The following is a 17799-nucleotide window of genomic DNA, read 5'->3' as shown; positions in this document are numbered from 1 at the left end:
CCGTGGCCGTACGTGTCCGGGGCGTCCGATTATCGGCAGCCGACTCGGGTCGGGGTGGTGCTTGCTGCCGCGGCGGCCAGGAGCTGGTCGAGGGCGCGTTCGACGTCCTCTTTCCAGAGGTGGTCACTGTCGAGTTCGAGGCGCAGGCGAGGGAAGCGCTGGTGTGGGGCGACGACCGAGAATCCGACATCCTCGAGGAATTCGGCGTCGATCATGCACCCCTCGGGTGAGCAGGCACCGTTGGCACGGGAGGCCGAGGGCGTTCCGGCCGAAGGGATTCCGGTGCCGGGAGTATCGATCCGTTCCATCAGAAACATCGAACTGATCGAGCGGGTGGGCAGCATCGTGGCGGCCGGATCCTGACGGATACCGAAAGCCTCGATCGCGCGAACACCGCGACGCATCAGATCGGCCACCACGGCCTGCATCAGCCGATGTGCTACACCGGTGTCCTGATAGGGGAATTCGGCGCGCAGCGTGGTCAGCAGGACCGCGTCCGGGCTCACCGGTGAGGTGGGGAACAGGCCCGCCCGCGGCACCACGCTCGGCGGTGAGTACAGCGCGCAGCCCGCGGGCTGGCCGTCGACGAGCGCGACCTGTCCGCACGAACCCCATTCGAGCATGACCGTGGACAGCCATGCTTCCTTCTCGAAGACCGGATCGCTGAATTCACGAGAGTCTTCGGCCACGGCGGGGTCGATCTCCCAGAACACGCATCGGCGTGCGTGTGTCGGAAGTTTGTCGAGCCCGCCGAGGCTCAGTGCGGTCACGCTCGTCGACACCGCTCTGCTCAGCCTCCAGCTGTCGGATTCATCCACGCTCACGTGGCATCAATATCTTCTCGCCAGCAAGAATAAGCGATCAACACGAACCGCCTCATTTCCGTCGCTGCGCTCGATGGCATACGCCGTCACAGTGACGTTTCGGCGCAAAGGCAATAGTCATCGGGTGCTCATGGTTTTCGCCCGTATGTTTACGGTGTCAGGACTACTGCTGTTTTTCCATCAGTGTGACGATGCGCTCGAGATCGGCCAAATCACCGAACTCGACGGTGATCTTGCCCTTCTTCTTACCCATGCTCACGGTGACGCGGGTATCGAACGAATCGGCCAGGCGCTCGGCCAGACGATCCAGACCCGGGGCATAGACGGGCTTGCGCTCGGGGGCGGGCTTGCGCTCCTGTTCCGGATACCGGTTCGCCAGCGTCACCGCCTCTTCGGTCGCCCGGACCGAAAGCCCTTCCGCGACGATCCGTTCCGCCAACTTCTCCTGCGCCTCGGCGCCGGCGTCCAGACCCAGCAGTGCACGGGCATGGCCTGCCGACAGAACTCCGGCCGCGACCCGCCGCTGCACCGGGATCGGCAGCTTGAGCAGACGAATCATATTGGTGACGACCGGTCGGGATCGGCCGATCCGATTCGCCAGCTCCTCGTGGGTGACGTCGAATTCCTCGAGCAGCTGCTGATAGGCAGCCGCCTCTTCCAGAGGATTGAGCTGCACACGGTGGATGTTCTCCAGCAACGCGTCACGCAGCATGGCATCGTCGGTGGTCTCCCGAACGATCGCCGGAATCGTCGCCAGTCCCGCGTCCTGGCAGGCACGCCAGCGGCGCTCACCCATGACGATCTGATAGCGGGCGGGGGAGCCGTTATCGGTCGTGGCGGTCCCGCTCAGCGCGCGCACCACGATCGGTTGCATCAGGCCGAATTCGCGGATCGAGTGGATCAGCTCATCAAGCGCGTCCTGTTCGAAAACCTGACGCGGCTGTTTGGGATTGGGCTGAATCTCCTCGGCCGGGATCTCGCGGTAGACCGCTCCGGCATCGGTGTCGGCAGCCGGATCGGGGACCCGGTGCAGATACGCCTCCGCAGGATGCGGTCCGATCGGGTCGAGGCCGATGACGGCGTTCGCCGCGGCACTCCCGAGTCCCTGCACCTCGGCGGGACCGGTCGGGATCAGCGCAGCCAGCCCACGCCCTAATCCACCCTTCTTCGCCTGACTCATCGGCTTATCGGCCCCTTTCCTCATTCACATCGCCGCCCTCGGTAACCGGCGTTGCCGCAACCAGATCCGGCGCATAGGTCGCACCGACGGCGCGAGCCGCCATTTCCCGACCGGCATCCAGGTAGCTCATGGCGCCACGAGAACCGGGGTCGTAATCAAGAACCGTCATACCGTAGCCCGGTGCCTCGGAGACCTTCACACTGCGTGGAATGACCGATCGCAGAACCACATCACCGAAGTGTCCGCGGACCTCCTCGGCAACCTGATCGGCCAGTTTGGTACGGCCGTCATACATTGTGAGGACCACCGTCGAGACATGCAGTTCCGGATTGAGATGCGACTGGACCAGGCCGATATTGCGCAGCAGCTGTCCCACACCTTCCAGCGCGTAGTACTCGCACTGAATCGGGATCAGGACCTCTTTCGCGGCCACCATCGCATTGACCGTCAGCAGACCGAGCGAGGGCGGGCAGTCGATCATCACGTAGTCGATCTCGTACCCGGCCAGATTCGCTTCCTGAATCGCGGTTTTGAGGCGGCCTTCCCGGGCGACCATGGAGACCAGTTCGATCTCGGCGCCGGCCAGGTCGATCGTCGCCGGGATGCACAGCAGGCGCTCGTTGTGCGGACTCTGCTGGATTGCATCCTGGACAGGGATCTCACCGATGAGGAGTTCGTAGCTCGACGGAATACCGGAGTGATGATCGACGCCGAGGGCGGTGCTGGCATTGCCCTGCGGATCGAGATCTATTACCAGGACGGTCATTCCCTGCAGCGCGAGCGCGGCGGCGAGGTTGACCGCCGTGGTGGTCTTACCGACACCGCCCTTCTGATTGGCGATGGTGATGATGCGTTGTTCGCGCGGCTTCGGAATGTTCATCGAACCAGGGTGCAGGACCTGACTCGCTCGCTGCGCTTCCGCCGCGATCGGCGTGTCCGCAGTGGAGATGCTTCCGAAGGGAGTGCGACTGAAGTCCTCCGAATCGAAGGCGTTGCCCTCCAGCATTCCGGGGACTCGCGAGGTTGTTTCCCGTGAAACTTTTGCCGGACCGTTCGACATACAGGCTCCTAACCCCGAGAACTTCAGACACGTGCCGGGCGTGGCTTCGGCGCCACGCGGCTCGAGTAGGCGGAGCGCCGCCTTGTTGCGAGACTGATAGCCATCCGGCGAGCTGCCGGGCACCGAGAAAATGCGCTCACACTCAACGACACTTAGCTTGCCAGTACCGGAGGCAATACGGAAGTTGAACCGCGGCAATCCTTCTCCGACACGCTGAGAATCGGTCAATTCGTATGTGCTTCTCGGCCAGGCGCACACCTTCCGCGATGTTTCACATGAAACCAGCGCGCCCGGATCCGAGGTTCCGACGCTCAGCGCGCTCCGCCGACGAGCCTCTCCGCCCGCCACCGCCGCTTCCTCTCTGCCGCTTCCTCTCTGCCGCTTCCTCTCTGCCGCTTCGCCTCTCCGCTTCGCCTCTCCGCCTCGCCTCTGCTGCTTCCACTGCTGTGAGAAGGGCGAGCGCGGACGACAGCGAACGCAGGCTGAGGGGCCAGGGTGACTGCGGGCCAGGGTGACTGCCGGGCTAGGACCTGGGGAGCACGGGCTGGGGAGCGCGGACGAGGAGAGGGCGAACAGGCGACGGGAAGGGGGCCAGGACGAGGGGAGTGGCTTACACATTCAGCCCAGCCACCGTCTCTGTCGCACGAGAACCCACCGACCGCATCGAACTTCCTTGGCAGACCCCTTGTCCGCTCGATTCGTTGGGCTGGCTCGTCGCACCTGGCCAGCTGTCCATCCTCGACCTGTCCGCCCACCACGGACAGTCCCCTGGACCGCCCGAGCCCCTGTCCGACCTGTCCGCCCACCATCGGTCAGGCCGCCTGGGCCACCCGGACCACAGATCTGCCGGTCCGCCTCTCCTCGGGCCCAGCTGTCTCTGTCCACTCCCGTCTGCTCGGTCAGACACACCCGGTCAGACACACCCGGTCCAACCGATCCGAGTCCCTGGCATCCATCGGTCTCGACAAGTCCCGCAACGTCGCCCACCGGACCAACCGATATCTCAGCCGCCGCATCCCCCGATCCAGAAGTCCTCGGCCCGAGACTCAGCTCGGCCAGTGCAGTCCAGACCCGCACCTGAGCCAACGGCTTCTGCTGTCCGCCCTGCCCAGTCTCTCGCCCCGACACAGTCCGGGGTTCGCCAAAGCTACCTCGGTCCGGCCTTCCTCCGGTCCGGGGCATCCTGCTGTCCAACCCGCCCTCGATCCCATCAGAGACCGACCCAACCAGACCGCAGCCGCCGGTCCGCACATCGCACGGTCCGACAAGCCGGCCCACCGATGCCTCCAAACCCCGTGCCTCCCTCGCCTTGACGCCCCTGGCGCGGCAGCGCCTTCGGTCCGGCAGGTCTCCGGTCAATCCATCCGCCAGGTCCGCGCGCATCCCTCACTCCAGCACACGCCCGACGGCAGCACCGCGGTCAATCCAGGGCATCGCGCGGCTCTCTATCGCCCTGAGTCCAGAGCATCGTCCGGCCGGTGCATCTCTCACCCCCGGCACCTCACTCGCCCCCGCAGGTCCTCAGTCCGGCACCTCAGCCGACCAAGCACGTTCTCAGCCAAGAGAATCACCGAATTCGGCAGATCAGTCGACGCGCCGCCAGATCACCCGGACCAGCGCATCACCGAGCCCGGCGGGCCCATCCGGCCCACGCGTCCACACGGCCGGGCGCATCACCCAGTCCGGCGCATCACCCAGTCCGGCGCATCACCCAGTCCGGCGCATCACCCAGTCCGGCGCATCACCCAGTCCGGCGCATCACCCAGTCCGGCGCATCACCCAGTCCGGCGCATCACCCAGTCCGACGCATCACCCAGTCCGACGCATCACCCAGTCCGACGCACCACCCAGTCCGACGCACCACCCAGTCCGACGCACCACGGAGCCCGGCGCATCAATCAGGCCGACACCTGATACAGGCAGCACGTCCCTCCACCCAGCGCCTCGGCCGACCCATCCACTCAGCCACACGTGTGGATGATCGCCGATAACTCAACCCGGCCTGCCCTCGGTTCGACGTGCGTTCAGTTCGATGCGTAAATCGATCCGACACGTTCTCGGCCGACGAACTCACGGTCCGATACCTCACTCGGTTCCGATGCGGGACTTGGCCGATGCGTTCGCTCGGTCCGACGTTCCTGACGGTTCAGCACTCTCGCCGGTCCAGCACGAGCCTCGGCCCGCTACCGATCCGATTCCGGCCTGCACCTCTATCCTGCACAGTCCCGACCAAGCACGTCCGGCCCATTCATGCCCTCGTATCCGATCGGGCTCACTCAGTCCGCCGACCCTCGATCCAGGCAATTTGGCGCTGCCAACTTTCTCGGCTGGGCGCATGGTCGGGCCCGTCGAGCTTCCTGGGCCGATCAGCATCTCAGTCTCGGAGCAGCTTCGAACTGGCTGATCTCTGTGCTGGACAATCATGGATTCAGGTAGGTCTTGGGGTGCTTCCACTTCCACAGGACATCTGCACCGACGTGGCCACGCATCGGCCACTGCGCTCGATGGGCTGCCGACGCTATCGGCAGCATCAAATTTGGGCCGTCCGATCTGGATGGCAATGACTGTTCCGCATTGGCGGTCACTCGTATCGACCGCCAACAGGTGCGGCCGGAACTCTTAACCGACGTGGCGATGGATCGTCGTCCGTCCAGCCAGCGGTCGGTCCGCGCCCGATGCTGAAGCGGACTCCCATCAATCAGTCCGGCGCGATCCGCCCGCAGCCATGGGTCGGCTGTGCTGTCGCCACCCGTGCGCGGAAACATATTCGCGATCGCCGAGCAGGGGAGGGGCGCCTGGGGCAAAAAATCCGCCCGAACCCGAAAGGCAGACCACCATCCAGCCCCTCGACCGATCTTCGTCACGGTGACGGGAAGAGATTCCGGCGCCGCCGCACACGATGGCGAGGCGACCAAGAGAGCCAGCATTCGAATCATGGAGTCGCCGCGCTGGATGCGGTAGCCAGTCCAGTGACTCGTCTAGCTCGGTCGGTCGCCTCGATGTTTCACATGAAACACGCGACCACGCCATGGGTCCGAACCTGCCCGCGATTCTCGACAAGGAGCGTCGCTCGCGACCGCATCGTTGGAATTTCGCCGAGTCCAGCGATTCCTCACCAAGGGGCCAAGGTGAGCGGACAAATCTACGGTTCGGTATCGGCCCGACGCCGCACGCGTACTCGCGGACAGCGTTCCAGTTGGTACGAGGAGCTGACAGCTACCGCGGATGCCGATCCCTACACGGCCCCTCAAAAGCCTCCAGCATGTCCAGCCGACCTCGCTGCACATCGGCACGCACAACTCCGCAGTCCACACCGACACCCGAACCAGCCCCAAGCATCCTGTCGCTGATCGGACTCGGACTACCGGCCCGCCTGGCCCAGCCGGAAGCATTCCTGCGCAGTCGCATCGGGCACTGCCCAGAACTGTCAGCCAACCGACGGACGACATAGAGAGTCGACCGCCTTCGGCCCCCGACTCCGACCTGCCCAGCGCGAGATCGACTGCACCGCACCGCACCGCACCGCACCGCACCGCACCGCACCGCACCGCACCGCACCGCACCGCACCGCACCGCACCGCACCGCACCGCACCGCACCGCACCGAGGGGAGGGCTAACACTGCCCGCAGTGGGATAGTCAATTCTCTTGCTGCTGTAGTCGATCATCGGCCTTACCGGTCCGAGAGGTGACGGGCACCCCGGGGACTGCTCGCTGTCGGCTACGGCCCCGCCCCCTGGTATCGGCCCACCAATCACGTGCGTCTCTCAGCCGAACTCGTGGCTGGGACTGGGTTCGGAATTGTAGAAGTCAGCGCTACAGACCGCGCTCAATGATTCACGTGAAACCGTGGAATCGCCCGCGGAATTCGGCTCCCATCGCCTCCAGCAGTCGCCTCCGGAGCGCCGCCCTGACCATGGTGCCCCAAGGCCGATCGCATCGCGGCTACCAACCGCTGAATACCGCCCCAACCAACACTAAGGACACTCAGCACGGTCGGCATCACGGCCATAGGCCACAGCCGACAGTTGCACCTGCGACCTCGACCACGTCCACCCGGCCGACTGGAACCGGTCTGCCGGACCAACGCGCCCGCCACGACATGCTACGGCCACGGGCCACAACTGCACCTCATAGCCATGCCCATAGCACCTGCCGCTCGCCACAGCCATTAGCCGCAGCCCTACCGCCCACGCTTACAGCTACATTACCGACTACGACTACAAACTCGCCTCGACGACGACCCGGCTCGTCGGCCGCGGTTAGGCGGCTGCGTCCAGGTGTGCCGCACCCACGTTCACAGTCACGCCCACAGCCAAACCACCGACTACAGCCATTCCGACTACGACCACAACCACGGACCGCACACGACTACGGCCGCACGCCGCACATCCGACCGCCAATTACGGCCACGCCCAACGGCTATGTCGACACGGCCACGGCCAGGTCCACCCTGCCAACGCCTCGACACCTGCTGCGGCCTAAGCCCACGGCCCCCGGCCCCGGATACGCCCACGCCCCCGGCTGCGGCTGCGGCCGTCTCCGTGTCCATGTCTGTGTCCGTGGCCTATGGCTGCGGCCTGTGGCTGCGGCCGTCTCGGTGGCCGTGTCCGTGTCCGTGGTGTGTCCGTGGCCTATGGCTGTGTCCGTGGCCTGTGGCTGCGTGGCTGCGGCTGCACCAGGTCCGTTGGGGATGGGGCTTTTCGGGGAGCCACCGCCGGGCTTTTCGGCAATACGCGCTGGCGATACTGATCAGCCCGGAAAACATCCCCACATCGAATGGTCCACCCGCCCTGTGGAACTCGCGTGCCGACGGATGCGACCTCTCGCGCCAGCCCGGTCTGCGCATACGAGTTCTCGACTTAGCGATACGGCAGACGTTCAGCTCGTCGACAGATGCGCTGGCAATCATGGTGTGGCTCAGTGCATTCGGCTTCCGGTCTACACCGGTTCTATCTGCAAGGCCCGGCGGTCGCGACACATTGATCGCCGGGCACTCGCACGAACACCCTCACGATGTTTCACATGAAACCTGGGGCGGCCACTCGGTGTCTCCCGAATAGTTCACGAGACGCCGCGGTTCCCCTCCGCCGTTTCACATGAAACATCCCCGGATTACCTCGCCCGGCGCACCCGAACACCCCGTCGCCCCGGACGCTCGGAGCGGGGGAGTCGCTCAACACTCAACACGACCGTGGGCGGAGTGACGATCCCGACGCCGCATTCGAGAACCTGCGCATTGCCACCCCCGGCACGCGTCAAATCCTCGCGATCGCGCTCCAGTTCCTCCGCAACGCTCGAACCTTTCATCGCCAGCATGCGGCCGTGCTCGTGTACCAACGGCAGCGACCACTGCGCGAGCTTGGCGAGTGGCGCAACCGCACGAGAGGTGACGACGTCGGCGCCGCCGGCCTCCTTCCGAACGCCGGGCTGCTCTGCGCGACCGCGAACCACCATGACATCCAGCCCAGCCGACTCGATGAACTCCGCGAGGAATATGGTCCGGCGCAGCAGCGGTTCGACGAGTGTGATTCGAAGGTCCGGCCGAGCGATGGCAAGGGGAATCCCGGGGAGTCCGGCACCGCTGCCGACGTCGACCACCGCGGCGCCCTCGGCGATGAGTTCCCCGAGTACCGCGCAGTTGAGAATGTGACGGTCCCACAGTCGTGGTAGCTCTCGCGGTCCGATCAATCCGCGTTCGACTCCGGCGCCCGCCAGGGCCGCGTAGTACTGCTGGGCCAGCGGTAGCCGATCTCCGAATACTCGCGCCGCCTCTGCGGGCGGCTCCTCCGCACCGGAAGCGGGGGAGGGGATCGGATCAACGCCGTCCGTGCCTCGTTCCACGTGAAACTTCCTTCCCGACCGATAGGAATACATATCGGGCGTCCATCGATCAGTCCGCCCGCACTGTGGCTGCGTCCGTACAAGGGTAGGGCCCCCGGTTCAGCGAACCGGGGGCCCTACCCTCACATGACACTTCTAAGACGGCACAACCACCACGTGCCGATTGGGCTCCACACCCTCGCTCTCACTCTCGACACCGTCGACAGCGGCCACGGCATCGTGGACGATCTTCCGCTCGAACGGAGTCATCGCCGCGAGCGACTCGGGCTTACCCGAGTCGAGCACCCGCTGCGCCGCGGCGGTGCCCAGCGCACTCAGCTCCTCGCGACGCTTGGCCCGCCACCCGGCGACATCGAGCATCAGACGGCTGCGCACTCCGGTGGCCTGCTGCACGGCCAGCCGGGTCAGCTCCTGCAGTGCGTCGAGCACCTCGCCGCGACGCCCCACCAGCTTCGACAGATCGCGTCCGCCGTCGATGCTCACGATCGCCCGATCGCCCTCGACGTCCAGGTCGATATCGCCGTCGAAATCGAGCACGTCCAGCAGCTGCTCGAGGTAGTCGCCGGCGATCTCGCCCTCCTCGATCAACTCCTCTTCGGCATCGCCGGCATCATCAGCGGTGGCGGAATCGGATTCACCAGCGGCATCGGAATCGGCCGGGCGCTCCTGCGCGGCGTCGGACTCCTGGGGCTCGGTGCTCTCCGCAGCGGCCTGCTCGATCGTGCCGTTCGCGCTCAGCGCCACAGTGGCGTCCCCTCCATCGGTCTCAACAGTCATTGTTGTCGTTTCCTTCACTCCTGCCGCGAGTTATCAGCGACGTCGCTTCTGATTCGGACGGCCACGATTACCGGATCGCTTGCGATTACCCTGTCCGGTCGACTTACCCGAAGACGCTGTCGACTTACCCGACTTCGCCGTTCCATTCTTCGACGGTGTAGTTCCGTTCTTCGACTGTCCGGTGCCGTTCTTCGAGGCGGTCGAATCGTCCGTGACGGGAGCGTCGACGGGGGCATCGGAGCCGTCCGCGGTCGTGTCGACCGCACTTTCGGTCGTCGCCGGACCACGTTTACGACGACTGTCGGGCTTGGCGCCCGGCTTGGGAGCATTCTGCGCGCGACGCTCGAGCGCCTCCTGCTTCTTGTGCTCCTCTTCCTTGTCGAGCTGCTTGAACACGAGGTGCTGCTGACCGAAGGTCCAGATGTTGTTCGACACCCAGTAGAGCAGGATGGCGATCGGCAGGAACGGGCCACCGACGATCACGCCGAGCGGGAAGACGTACAGCGCCAGCTTGTTCATCAGCTCGGCCTGGTTGGGCCCCATCGGGCTCGGCGAACCGCCGCCGCCCATACCCGTCGGATCCACCGAGACGCCGGTCGCCCGCTGGCGGGCCACCGAAGCGCGCGCGTTGAAGTGCGTCGCCAGACCCGCGATCAGCATCAGCGGGACCGCGACGGCGATCATGTGCGAGATCTCGGGAATGCCGCCGTAGTCGGCGAACGCTTCCATCTGCGATTTGGGAGTGGTGATCGCAGCGGAGATCGGCGCACCGAAGATCCGCGCTCGCAGGAACGACTGCACATCGTCGACGCCGAACGCGTAGTTCGCCGTATGCGCATTCGCGTACGCGCTCATCCCGCCGCTGTGGCCGAAGCCGGGAATGCCACTGGTGACGCCGACCCGGTTGAACGAGCGCAGCACGTGGTACAGACCGATGAACACGGGCACCTGGGCGAGCACGGGCAGGCAGCCCATGAGCGGATTGAAGCCGTGTTCCTTCTGCAGCTTCTGCATCTCGAGCGCCATCTTCTGGCGATCGTTCTTGTACTTCTTCTGCAGTTCCTTGATCTTCGGCTGCAGCTGCTGCATCTGCCGGGTGGTGCGCACCTGCTTCACGAACGGCCAATACAGCACCAGACGGAGTGTGAACACCAGGAACACCACGGACAGCGCCCAGGCGAACCCGTTGTCATTGCCCAGTGCGAGCCCGAAGACTTTATGCCAGAACCATAAGATCCAGGACACCGGGTAATAGATGAAATTGAGCACGGCTCTAAGTACTCCCGTCGGTCGTGTCGCCAGTCACCGCGCGCGGCGACTCCTTCAAAGGCTCGTGTTCGGCCGCCGCGTCGGTCGCCGGGCTAGGCTCGGTCGCAGAGCTCTCGGGCGGTGCCGGATCGGCGGCAGCCCCTTTCCGTTTGCGCTCCGGAACGGGGTCCCACCCTCCAGGGTGCCAGGGCGCACATTTGGCCAAACGCACGGCCGTCAGTCCGAGACCGATGAACAGGCCCCGGGTGCGCAACGCTGTCACCGCGTACTCACTGCAGGTGGGGGTGAATCGGCATACCGGCATCCGTGTAGGGGAGACATAGGTCCGGTACAGCTCGATGAGAAAGATGAGAAGTTTCGCCGGTAATGCGGCCAACATCCGCAGCCGGTTCATGAGGACCTGCCGTATTCCGGCACGCCCGTATCCGTCGGAGTCTGCGGCGGAAGAAGTTTGCGCAGCGCCGAACGGAGCTGTCGATCCAGTTCGGCGCTGTCGGTGTCGGCCGCGCCGGGTAGAGCGCGAATCACGACGTCCGCCGAGGTGGGCAGTTCGTCGACCACACCGGCGCAGATATGACGCAGGCGGCGAGCCACACGGTGACGTACCACCGCGGGGCCCACCGCCTTGCTGACGATCAGACCGAACCTCGGCCCGCCGTTGCGGACGGACGGGGTTATGCCGTCCGCCTGCAGTGCGGGTGTGAGGTATATGTGCACGACAAGATCATGTCTCCCGATTCGTCGGCCGTGCCGCACCGTCCGGGAGAATTCGGCACGATGATGCAGCCGATACGGCTCAGGCAACACCTGAGTGTCCGAGCACGTAACGGGTGGAAATGAGCGGACCGAACGGCGAACAGAGCATGACGCCGATACCGGTACCGATGGATCAGGCCGTGAGCTTGGCGCGGCCCTTGCCGCGGCGCGCCGACACGATGGCGCGGCCCGCGCGGGTCCGCATCCGGAGACGGAACCCGTGGACCCGCGCCCGACGACGGTTGTTCGGCTGGAACGTCCGCTTGCCCTTGGCCACGGTCGACACTCCTCGAGTAGGTGGGCGCCCAGTGACGCCCGAAGCTGGTGGGTGAAACTCTTGTGTGCTCGCGACGACGGACGAGGTCCATATCGGAGCAACTCCCATCGGGGTGCGCCAGCCTCGCTACTCTGGGCAGCAGACACTCGACACCACGTCAATGGGTGACTGTACGAGGGTACTGATCTGCGCCGACAGGGTCAAACCCGGGTCCCTCGATGCGATCTGCACCACGTCGCGCGGTCCGGGCGCCTGCGGTGTGATTCGACCCGCGCGGGCGGACCGAAACCATCCTTGCTCCACGGTCGTCGCAGCATATAAGGTGCGTAGCTAGCAGATTGCTACAGAAGCGCTGGTCGTAGCGCCGCAGGGGGAATGTGTACGGCGCAACTCATCCGCACAGGGTTGTCCACATCTGTGGATAATTGTGTGGAAAGACCCTGGGGGTGGCATATTCTTATGGCCCCCAGCCATCCAGACGGCCACGTCGACGCTCATGCCACCGGGGGTTGCGGGCGATGCCGACCGTCGGCTCCTAGCGACCTGTATCGGGGAGGAAGTATACGTGGACGACGAGCAGAACGTGTTGACCGCCGTGTGGCCGGAGGTGGTCGCCGAGCTCACCACAGGGTCCGGTGATGGTGCCATACCACCGGTCTCCAATGCCCAGAAGGCGTGGTTGGGCCTGGTCAAACCGCTGACGGTGGCACAGGGATTCGCGCTGCTCTCGGTGCCGTCCTCCCTCGCACAGGAGGCGATCGAACGCGATCTGCGCGAACCCATCCTCCGATCGCTGGCCCGTCGGCTCGGTCCACAGGTGGAGGGACTCGGTGTGCGCATCGCCGCACCGGCGGCGCCACCGGCCGATCGCGCAGGCGGTCCGCCCCGGCACGCGCGGCTCACCTCGCGCCCGGATCGGCTGCGTGAACATCCGCGCGCTCCTCGCGAACCTGTGAATTACCCCGCACCGACCGACTACCAACCGGCCCCCGACTACGCCGCTCCGCGCTATCACACCCCGCCCGAATACCCGGGTCACGACGACTATCCCCAGCCCGAGTACGTGTCCGCACCGATGGCCGGAGAATTGCCGACCATCCCCAACCACACTCAGGCAAGCCCCCAACGGCGTGATATCGATCTACCTCCGGTGCGGAACGTCCCTGTTCCGCCCGGACAGGAGTCGTTGTTCGCCCCGGATCACGAGCCCGCGCCACAGCACCGTCCGATGCCGAACGAGCGGGAGGACGACGAGCCGGTCGTCAACGCGCACAATTCGTGGCCGACCTACTTCGCCAAATCGCCCGAGCCGCCGGCCCCGACGCCGTCCGCGCCGGCCTCCTCCTCGGCGAGCCTGAACGCCAAGTACACCTTCGAGACGTTCGTGATCGGTGCCTCCAACCGGTTCGCCCACGCGGCCGCAGTGGCCATCGCCGAGGCCCCCGCACGGGCCTACAACCCGTTATTCGTTTGGGGCGCTTCGGGTTTGGGCAAGACGCACCTGCTGCACGCGGCCGGCCACTACGCCCAGCGGCTGTTCCCCGGGATGCGGGTGAAGTACGTCTCGACCGAGGAATTCACCAACGACTTCATCAACAGCCTGCGGGACGACCGCAAGGTCGCGTTCAAACGCCGGTACCGCGAGACCGACATCCTGCTGGTGGACGACATCCAGTTCATCGAGGGTAAGGAAGGTATCCAGGAGGAGTTCTTCCACACCTTCAACACCCTGCACAACGCCAACAAGCAGATCGTGGTGTCCTCGGATCGGCCGCCCAAACAGCTGGCCACCCTGGAAGAACGACTGCGCACCCGATTCGAGTGGGGGCTGATCACCGATGTGCAGCCACCCGAACTCGAGACCCGCATCGCGATTCTGCGCAAGAAGGCGCGGATGGATCGGCTCGACGTCCCGCACGACGTGCTCGAACTCATCGCCAGCCGGGTCGAGCGCAATATCCGTGAACTCGAGGGTGCGCTGATCCGCGTGACGGCGTTCGCCTCGCTCAACGGTCAGCCGCTGGATCTGTCATTGGCCGAGGTGGTGCTGCGGGATCTGATGCCCGACACCACCACGCTGGAGATCACCGCGTCCACGATCATGGCCGTGACCGCGGAGTACTTCAACACCACGTTGGAGGAGCTGACCGGCCCGGGTAAGGCGCGTCCGCTCGCGCAGGCCCGGCAGATCGCGATGTATCTGTGCCGCGAACTCACCGATCTGTCACTGCCGAAGATCGGCCAGGCATTCGGCCGCGACCACACGACGGTCATGTACGCGGAGAAGAAGGTCCGCAAGGAGATGACCGAACGCCGCCGCGTGTACGACCAGGTTCAAGAACTCACAGCCCGAATCAAACAGCGCTCCCGCTGATCGGGTCCACAGGCCCCTTCACCCCGCTGACCAGGGTGAAGGGGCTTTTTTCGTATGTGGATTCCTCGAGGAATTCTTGTGGAGTCCTCGAGGAATCCACCGGCTGTCCACCGAGTTGCGCACAGCTCTGGGGAGGAATCTGTGCACCAGCTACTCACAGCAGTTAGTACACAGATTGCACACCCTGATTCGTCCTCGAGGTCTGACCTGCGAAGACGGCCGATTCGGCTTGTGGATTCCTCGAGGACTCCATGTCAGGTCCTCGAGGAATCCACCTGTTCTGCACGGGTTGGTGCACATGTGTGCACAACAGGGTGATCATGATGGAAGAACTCGAGGATGGCTCGAGGATGAGCCTGGGACAGATTCGTGGAGTCCACAACGACTCGATGTTCATCCTCGAGTCACCCTCTCGACATCCCCATGCCGCCACGCCTTCTCAGCAGGCGATTCGCCGGGAGTCCACAGAATCCACAGCGCCTACTACTACTTCAGTTCTTCTTCTAGAGATCTCTCTTTTAAAACAGGCGGTGTGGAAAGTCGGTTCGGGACGGATCGGTGCGACGGAGCTTCGTCCCCAACCTCGGATCGATGGCAAGGAGAAGACAGCGCGGCGAAGCGACACCCTCCGGCGCCGAACCTCGCGCGGGCATCGAGCCGCGCCCGAGTCCGTATCCCGTATCCGACGCACCGGGAGGGGCGGCGTAGTCGGTAGGCTCGTCCGCGGGTACGGTTTGGTGTCGGTCGCCTGTGTCACACTCCTGTGAGACGAATCGCGGGAGGCCGATCAGCACCTCCTGCATGAACCCGCACTGCCGAGCCGAACAGATCAAGACCGATCGAGACTGGGAGAGGAAATACCGGGCGATGGAGCTTGCAAGCATGAAGTTTCGGGTCGCTCGCGAGGATTTCGCCGAATCCGTCGCCTGGGTGGCCCGGAGTCTGCCCTCGCGGCCGCCGGTTCCGGTGCTCGGTGGCGTCCTGCTCGTCGCGGGCGAGGACGGTCTCACGGTGTCCGGTTTCGACTACGAAGTCTCCGCGCAGATGCGAGTGGCCGCCGAGGTCGCCGGTCCGGGCCAGGTCCTGGTCTCCGGCCGCCTGCTCGCCGACATCACCAAGGCACTGTCCAACAAGCCGGTCGACGTCTCCGTCGACGGCACCCGCGTGCTGATCGCCTGCGGCAGCGCGAAGTTCTCCCTGCCGACCATGCCGGTCGAGGATTATCCCCAGCTTCCCGAACTTCCGCCGCAGACCGGTGAACTCGGTGTGGACGTGTTCGGTTCGGCCGTCGGCCAGGTCGCCGTCGCCGCCGGTCGCGATGACACCCTCCCCATGCTCACCGGCATCCGGGTCGAGATCGAGGGCACCAAGGTCGTCCTCGCGGCCACCGACCGGTTCCGGCTCGCGGTTCGCCACCTGGAGTGGCAGCCCGGTCGTCCCGATGTGGAGACCGCGGTGCTCGTCCCGGCGCGCACCCTGTCCGAGTCGGCCAAGACGCTCGGGGCCTCCGATGCTCCCGTGCAGCTCGCCTTCGGCACCGGTACCGACGGTCTGCTCGGCATCGTCAACGGCGGTCGCCGCACCACCACCCGGCTGCTCGACGCGGAATTCCCCAAGTTCCGCCAATTGCTCCCCAAGGAGCACACCTCCATCGCCACCCTCGAGGTCGCGGCGCTGATCGAGGCCATCAAACGTGTTGCGCTGGTTGCCGAACGCGGCGCCCAGGTTCGGCTGGAATTCTCCGAACAGGGCCTGCAGCTCTCGGCCGGTGGCGACGATGCGGGCCGCGCCGAGGAGTGGCTCGAGGCCGAGTTCCGCGGTGAGCCGCTGACCATCGCCTTCAACCCGGGCTACCTCAACGACGGTCTGTCCGCACTGCACTCGGACCGGGTGACCTTCGGGTTCACCACGCCGAGTCGTCCGGCGGTACTCACCCCGACCGGTGAACAGGAGCCCGAGGTACTCGACTCCGGTGCGTTCGCCGCGTTGTCCACCGACTACATCTACCTGTTGATGCCGGTGCGCCTGCCGGGCTGAGTCTGCACCGGCATTGTCCGGACAACTGTGGATAAATGTTGACAACTCTGTGAAAAGCCAAGGGCGAGGCCGACGTTCGAGGGCCTTCCCGAAGTTCTCCACAGAGTTCCCGATCGGGGCGGTGGACTGAGCGATGTACGTGCGGACGTTGACGCTGCGTGATTTTCGCTCCTGGGATCAGGTCGATCTCGAATTGTCCCCAGGCCGAACGGTTTTCCTGGGTGCCAACGGCAACGGCAAAACCAATCTGGTCGAGGCTGTCGGCTACTTGTCCACACTCGGCTCACATCGGGTGTCCTCGGACGCACCGCTGATTCGCCTGGGCGCGCAGCGATCTCGGATCGGCGCGACAGTGGTCAACGCCGGACGTGAGCTGCGGGTCGACATGGAGCTGAATCAGGGCTCGGCCAATCGCGCACAGATCAATCGCTCTCCGGTCCGGCGCACCCGGGAGATCCTGGGCATCCTGCAGACGGTGTTGTTCGCGCCGGAGGATCTGGCCCTGGTCCGCGGCGACCCGTCGGAGCGACGTCGCTTCCTCGACGAGTTGTGCACAGCCCGGCTACCTCGGCTGGCCGGCGTCCGCTCGGACTACGACCGGGTGCTGCGTCAACGTTCGGCGCTGTTGAAAACCGCTGGCAGACAGGCACGTTCACGCCCCGGTCAGGCCGCGGAACTGAGCACCCTGGACGTCTGGGACGGGCATCTGGCCACGCACGGCGCGGAACTGCTGGCCCAGCGGCTGCGGCTGGTGCACGATCTGTATCCCCATCTCGAACAGTCGTATCGCTCGATCGCCCCGGAATCGCGCACCGCGTCGATCCGCTATCGCAGCGGATATCTGCCGCCGGAATATCTGGATCCGGCGCGCGATCCACAGCCCGAGGACGTCGAGGTCCTGGAGGCGATCATGTTGAGTGAGCTGGCGCAGGCCCGTCCGAAGGAACTCGAGCGCGGAGTGTGCCTGGTCGGCCCGCATCGTGACGATCTGGAACTCATGTTGGGTTCGGCGCCGGCGAAAGGCTTTGCCAGCCATGGGGAATCGTGGTCGTTCGCGCTGGCGCTGCGGTTGTCGGCCTTCGAATTGCTGCGTGGTATGGGCACCGATCCGATCCTCATGCTCGACGACGTCTTCGCCGAACTGGACCGCCGCCGCCGCAGCGCCCTGGCCACTGTCGCCGCAACCGCCGAGCAGGTGCTGATCACCGCCGCTGTCCCCGAGGACGTCCCGGTCGAACTCGAGGCGACCCCGTTGCGAGTGGAAACCACCGGCGAGGCCGACGAACGGACCTCGCATATCGCGGATCAGGTGTCGCCCACCACATCCTGAACTTCACCGGGTGTCACGACAGGTCTTGTGACACTCCACGGCGGATCGGCGTGTCCCAGCGCGGAGCGACTA

Annotated in this window: 12 protein-coding genes; 3 read left to right on the top strand and 9 right to left on the bottom strand. The window is 65.2% G+C overall.

Annotated elements, in window-relative coordinates:
• Positions 1–29: 29 nt before the first annotated feature.
• From K7711_RS20390 to rpmH, 9 genes are all read right to left on the bottom strand, one after another.
• Complete coding sequence (locus K7711_RS20390) at positions 30–782, bottom strand: GNAT family N-acetyltransferase (protein WP_222971288.1); 753 nt, start codon at positions 780–782, stop codon at positions 30–32.
• Positions 783–987: 205 nt separating this feature from the next.
• The gene (locus K7711_RS20385) at positions 988–2004 is read right to left on the bottom strand and encodes a ParB/RepB/Spo0J family partition protein (protein ID WP_040829276.1); all 1017 of its coding nucleotides are present in this window, start codon (positions 2002–2004) and stop codon (positions 988–990) included.
• A 4-nt stretch (positions 2005–2008) separates the two neighbouring features.
• A complete protein-coding gene (locus tag K7711_RS20380; protein WP_222971343.1) occupies positions 2009–3292 on the bottom strand; it encodes a ParA family protein in 1284 nt (427 codons plus the stop codon).
• A 4886-nt stretch (positions 3293–8178) separates the two neighbouring features.
• Positions 8179–8940, bottom strand: a complete 762-nt coding sequence (gene rsmG, locus K7711_RS20375) for a 16S rRNA (guanine(527)-N(7))-methyltransferase RsmG (RefSeq protein ID WP_222971032.1) — start codon at positions 8938–8940, stop codon at positions 8179–8181.
• A gap of 102 nt (positions 8941–9042) precedes the next feature.
• Entirely contained in the window at positions 9043–9684 is a 642-nt protein-coding gene (locus K7711_RS20370; RefSeq protein WP_040816883.1) for a Jag family protein, read from the bottom strand.
• 33 nt (positions 9685–9717) lie between these two features.
• On the bottom strand, positions 9718–10953 hold the full coding sequence (gene yidC, locus K7711_RS20365) for a membrane protein insertase YidC (protein WP_222971031.1): 1236 nt from the start codon (positions 10951–10953) through the stop codon (positions 9718–9720).
• 4 nt (positions 10954–10957) lie between these two features.
• Positions 10958–11347, bottom strand: coding sequence for a membrane protein insertion efficiency factor YidD (gene yidD / locus K7711_RS20360; protein WP_222971030.1), 390 nt, complete (start codon positions 11345–11347; stop codon positions 10958–10960).
• The gene (gene rnpA / locus K7711_RS20355; protein ID WP_222971029.1) at positions 11344–11760 is read right to left on the bottom strand and encodes a ribonuclease P protein component; all 417 of its coding nucleotides are present in this window, start codon (positions 11758–11760) and stop codon (positions 11344–11346) included. Before rnpA ends, yidD begins: the two co-directional genes overlap by 4 nt.
• Positions 11761–11842: 82 nt before the next feature.
• Positions 11843–11986 (bottom strand): 50S ribosomal protein L34, encoded by a 144-nt coding sequence (gene rpmH / locus K7711_RS20350; protein ID WP_033085250.1) that lies wholly within the window; start codon positions 11984–11986, stop codon positions 11843–11845.
• A gap of 565 nt (positions 11987–12551) precedes the next feature.
• Between rpmH and dnaA the strand changes: the two genes are divergently transcribed.
• From dnaA to recF, 3 genes are all read left to right on the top strand, one after another.
• Complete coding sequence (gene dnaA / locus K7711_RS20345; protein WP_222971028.1) at positions 12552–14360, top strand: chromosomal replication initiator protein DnaA; 1809 nt, start codon at positions 12552–12554, stop codon at positions 14358–14360.
• 867 nt (positions 14361–15227) lie between these two features.
• Positions 15228–16397 carry a DNA polymerase III subunit beta gene (dnaN, locus tag K7711_RS20340; RefSeq protein ID WP_222971027.1) on the top strand — a complete coding sequence of 390 codons (1170 nt, stop codon included), beginning with the start codon at positions 15228–15230 and terminating at the stop codon, positions 16395–16397.
• Positions 16398–16530: 133 nt separating this feature from the next.
• A complete protein-coding gene (gene recF / locus K7711_RS20335; RefSeq protein WP_222971026.1) occupies positions 16531–17727 on the top strand; it encodes a DNA replication/repair protein RecF in 1197 nt (398 codons plus the stop codon).
• Positions 17728–17799: the final 72 nt, after the last annotated feature.

It is taken from the genome of Nocardia coffeae, assembly GCF_019890715.1.
Taxonomy (GTDB): Bacteria; Actinomycetota; Actinomycetes; order Mycobacteriales; family Mycobacteriaceae; genus Nocardia; species Nocardia jiangxiensis.
Note: the sequence above shows the minus strand (reverse complement) of the source record. Positions and strands in the feature narration are given on the sequence as shown.